This window comes from Ectothiorhodospira lacustris (assembly GCF_022227845.1).
In the GTDB taxonomy this organism is placed as follows: Bacteria; Pseudomonadota; Gammaproteobacteria; order Ectothiorhodospirales; family Ectothiorhodospiraceae; genus Ectothiorhodospira; species Ectothiorhodospira lacustris.
The window spans coordinates 1-4,259 of record NZ_JAJNQN010000029.1 but is presented as its reverse complement, the minus strand read 5'-3'; the positions used below and the strand labels follow the sequence as shown (position 1 = coordinate 4,259).

At 61.3% G+C, this 4,259-nt stretch carries 3 protein-coding genes; all 3 read left to right on the top strand.

The window, feature by feature from the left end; all coding sequences use genetic code 11:
- The first annotated feature begins 478 nt into the window (after positions 1-478).
- The 3 genes from LQ956_RS14715 to LQ956_RS14705 all read left to right on the top strand — a co-directional run bounded on the left by LQ956_RS14715 (position 479) and on the right by LQ956_RS14705 (position 3,894).
- Positions 479-1,330, top strand: coding sequence for an integrase domain-containing protein (locus LQ956_RS14715; RefSeq protein ID WP_238630383.1), 852 nt, complete (start codon positions 479-481; stop codon positions 1,328-1,330).
- Positions 1,331-1,470: 140 nt separating this feature from the next.
- Positions 1,471-2,376, top strand: coding sequence for a DNA-binding protein (locus LQ956_RS14710; protein WP_238630317.1), 906 nt, complete (start codon positions 1,471-1,473; stop codon positions 2,374-2,376).
- Between the two features lie 597 nt (positions 2,377-2,973).
- Positions 2,974-3,894, top strand: coding sequence for a replication initiation protein (locus LQ956_RS14705; RefSeq protein ID WP_238630316.1), 921 nt, complete (start codon positions 2,974-2,976; stop codon positions 3,892-3,894).
- The last annotated feature ends 365 nt before the right edge of the window (positions 3,895-4,259 follow it).

The window sequence follows — 4,259 nt, the reverse complement described above, 5'->3', positions numbered from 1 at the left end:
ACAGGCAGAGTCGTAGTGCGCGTCACTTCGATAAGAGCGAAGCGATTACGAAGTGACGCGCACTTGCAGCTTGCTGCAAGTGCGCGTTTGGCAATGCATTTCCGCAGGAAATGACAAAATGCCAGCGCCAAAAAGCACCTCAAAATCCATCCCATCAACCAAGGAGCCTGAAGCAGTTTGACGCAGTAATTTCACGAGCAGATCGATGGATCGCGCTAGTCACGCGATGGCCTGTACCGCAACCCGCGGCGCCCGGCTCGACCGGTAGCGAGGCACGGAACTTAACCGCTCGATAGGCCACCCGGCCGGTCTGCCGTGATCCCCTTCCGAGGACCTCGCAACACCTTCCCGCGAGCAGGAGGGGGATATCCCGCCGTCGAAAGGCGGCGGGGGCAGCCGACCGGGTGGCAATCAGTGAAATTTCAGAAAGGAAATGGAACAGCGGAGGTGCGAGATGGGAAAACGGATTGATAACTTCATGAAGGCAGCCAACGAAGGCACCGGGCGAAGTTCACACGCAACGCGTGAAGCGCGTCTGAGTCAATTTAAAGACCTTTCGCGTTATCTCGATGAGAAAAATATCCAAATTCGTGAGGCAAAGTTTTTAACGCCAAAGCACGTCGCTGGATATATTAAAGACCTACAGGAGCGAGGAATCTCTCCGGGCTCAATTCAAAACCGACTCGCAACCATTCGCGCCGCCTGGCGCGGCGCGGGTTGCGAAAAATGCAATGAATTCGCTTCGAAAACTAACAAGGAGTTGGGCGCTGATCCGCGGTCGCGGATTGGCACAAAAGAAGCGATGTCGGAAGATCGTTATGAGCGCGCACGCGCTGATCTTCTTAGTGCGAATCGCACCCGGGAAGCCGCTGCACTTGAGTTGCAGCGGTCGCTCGGTCTGCGACTCCAAGAAGCGTTACGAGCTCCGGAATCACTCCGAGGCTGGGAGCGCGATTTGAAAGCCAGTAAACCAGTGAAAGTTTCGCTGGGAACCAAGGGCGGCCGGCCGCGAGAGGTTCGCCCTGCGGATCGCGAGCGTGCTTTGCGCGCCGTCCAGGAGGCCCGCCAGGTGGCGGGCCGCGGGCACTTAGTCCGAGGGGAAAGCGGAACGCTGAAAAGTGCTTATGACCGTCTTTCCAACAGCTATCGAGCTGTCGGTCTCGGCGGTCGAGAGGCAAGTCATTCCGTGCGCTACGCCTTCGCCCGGGAGCAATTCAAGAGCTACGTCGAGCAGGGTCACACCGAGCGAGAAGCGCGGGCATTGACCTCCATCGACCTCGGCCACGGCGATGGCCGTGGCCGGTATGTCGCGATGGTCTACTTGCGTTAGATCCGAAAACCAACAGCCGCCCTTCGGGGCGGCTTTTTTTTGGCCGGAAACTGTATTAAATATTGTATTATGTATTGTATTTTGTATCATATAACGTATAATATGAAATACGTAATACGGTACAATACAGGAGAAACGAAATGGCACGCCCCGGAATCACCTACGAACAAGTCGCCACTGCCGCCGACGCCCTGGTGGGCCGGGGCGAGAAACCCACAATCCAGGCCGTCCGGGCCACTCTCGGCAGCGGCTCACCGAACACGATCCACCGCCATTTGACGGCTTGGCGATCTGCCCAAGCCCCCGCAGAGCGAAAAGCAGCCCGACTCCCTGACGACCTCGCCGCTGCACTCGCCCAGGAGATCGAGCGCCAGGCCTCGGCGGCCCGGGCAGAGGCGGAGGCCTCCGCGCTGGATGCCCAGGCCACCGCCGACGAGCTGGCCGCCACGGGGGAGACCCTGGAGGCGGAGGCCGACGAGTTGCGCGACCAGGTCGCGGCGCTGCTGTCGGAGCGTGACGAGGCCCGGACCCAGGCGGCTCAGGCGGGCCAGGAGATTGAGCGGTTGCGGGCCGACCTGGAGCGCGAGCGCACGGCGGCGGAGACCGCCCGGGCCACCGCCGCCGAGGTCAAGGCCCGGCTTACAACGGTCACGGAACAGCGTGACGAGGCCCGTCAGGCGGCTGAGCGGGAACAGGAACGCCGGGAAGCGGCCCAGGCTGATACCCAGAAGGCCCTCCAGACGGCCCAGGAGGCCCGTCAGGCGGCTGCGGTAGCCGAGGCCCAGCGTCAGGCCGCCCTGGAGCAGGCAGTGGCTCTCAGGGCCGATCTGGAGGCTGAGCGGGAGGCCTTGGAGCGCGCTGGAGAACTGCACCGTCAGGAGGTCGCTGCGCTTCGTGCTGAAAGTCGGGCGGATCTCCAAAAAGCCCAGGATCGCGCTGACAAGCTGACGGAGCAGCTGGATCAGCTTCGCCAGCTGGAGCTGCTACCCCCTGAGACTGCACAGAAACCCCGAAAAACGAAAAAACCGGCTCAGGGGGTGGAGTGATAGCCCTTTGGCGTTTTTTTGCGAATTTGAGGCTCTGAGATGCCTTTTCGGGGGCGTCCCGCCCCCGCCCCTCACCATGGGGAGGGATGGCTTGCGTGGCACGGTGATCGGGCGCGGCCTCGATGCCTCCGTGGCACCGCCCCATCCGCGCGCTGCCAAACCGTGCAGACCTTACGGTGGGCACAGGCCTGTGCCGGGCGTAAGCCCGCCCCCGGCGCCTGGTGATCCCCCCAACAACAGACGCGGCCCGTCAGGGCCGCTCATCAGGGGCCGCGCAGCGGCCCAGGCCGGCCGCAGGCCGGGGCGGAGGGCCGAAGGCCCGGAGGGTAGGAGCGCCCTTGGGCGCTGCGCGTGCGCCCCCGATTTTCGGGTTTTCCACAGGGTCGCGCGCGCACGCGCGTTTTCTGTACTTTTAATACTTTTTCCTTTTAGGCGCCGTAAGTTATTGAATATAAATAGGAAAAACGGGGAAAAGGGGACGGATTCAGGGTTAAAAGGGGACGGATTCAGGGTTAAAAGGGGACGGATTCAGGGTTGTTAAGGGGACGGATTCAGGGTAAAAGGGGACATAGTTATTAAGTCCCTTAATGGTGCGCTATGAACCAACAACTCCAAAGCCTGCCCATCTACAAGAGCAACGCTCTGGTTGAGGCGTCCTACCGCCTCACCCCGGCAGAGCAGCGCATCGTGCTGGCCGCCATCGCTCGGGTGCGCCGGGATGAGCCGATCACCGATGAGGTGTTGTACAGCGTCAACGTGGCCGACTATTCCGACCTGGTGGGCACTGAGTCTCACTCGGTTTACAAGGAGCTGGCCGACGCAGCCCTACGCCTCAAGCGCCGTGAGGTCTGGATCAAGCAGGAACCCAACGGGAAAGGGAAGCGGCCCCGTACGCTAATCACCGGCTGGGTGCAGTCCATCGTCTACATCGAGTCAGAAGGCCGCGTGGAGCTGCGTTTCACCAAGGACATGCTGCCCTACCTGACCCAGTTGAGTACGAACTTCACCCGCTACGCCCTGGCCGACGTGGCCAAGATGACCAGCGCCCACGCCATCCGGCTCTACGAACTGCTGTGCCAGTGGCGAGAGGCCGGGGAACGCGAGGTGTCCATCGACTGGCTGCGCGAGGCCTTCCAGCTTGATGGCAAATACCCGGCCATCAAAGACTTCAAGAAGAGAGTGATCGAGCCAGCGGTGGAGCAAATCAACGAGTGCTCGCCACTGTTCGTGAAGTGGGATCAGCGCAAAACCGGGCGGCGCGTGACGCATTTGGTGTTCATGTTCGGCGAGAAACCCAAGTCAAAGTCAAAGAAGAAATCGCAAAAAAAAACAGCCCCGGCGACTCAGCCGACAGAGAAGAAAAATCCCGGGTTTACTGATGAAGAAATCGCAAAAGCGGCTCGCCCTGGGGAAACCTGGGAACAGGCCCGGCAGCGTCTCGAAGAAGAACGCCGCCGCCGCATAGAGGCAGCACGTTCTTCAGCACGTTCAGTCGTCGGTCTTGCGCGTCACGAGTAACGCGGGTAAAGTCAGAATCTACACAACCTTCCTCGGGTATATGAGGCGAGTCAGGATCTCGTAAAAAATCTCGGTGCTGGTCATAGCGTCTTGAGGGACACTATCGCCACACCACCAGGTGCTCAACGCAACCTGCCCCGGCGGCAAAGCCGGGAGAGCGACCGCCAAAGTGAGCGGCGCTATTCAGCCCGAGGGCTGAGTTACCGGCGGCATCCGCCGGCCCCTTCCCAGGTTCAACGGAACCTTGTCCTCCAGGACGCCCCCCGCATTGAGCCGGGGCACCCGGACTGCCGCGCAGCGTGCAGTCCGTGACGGGCGCAGCCCGTCCCACGACTCCCCAAGCCCAAGCCACCACGGTGGCATCT

Coding starts and splice junctions, on each gene's coding strand:
- LQ956_RS14710 (WP_238630317.1), top strand. CDS start 1,471: ATGGCACGCCCCGGAATCACCTACGAACAAGTCGCCACTGCCGCCGAC.
- LQ956_RS14705 (WP_238630316.1), top strand. CDS start 2,974: ATGAACCAACAACTCCAAAGCCTGCCCATCTACAAGAGCAACGCTCTG.
- LQ956_RS14715 (WP_238630383.1), top strand. CDS start 479: ATGAAGGCAGCCAACGAAGGCACCGGGCGAAGTTCACACGCAACGCGT.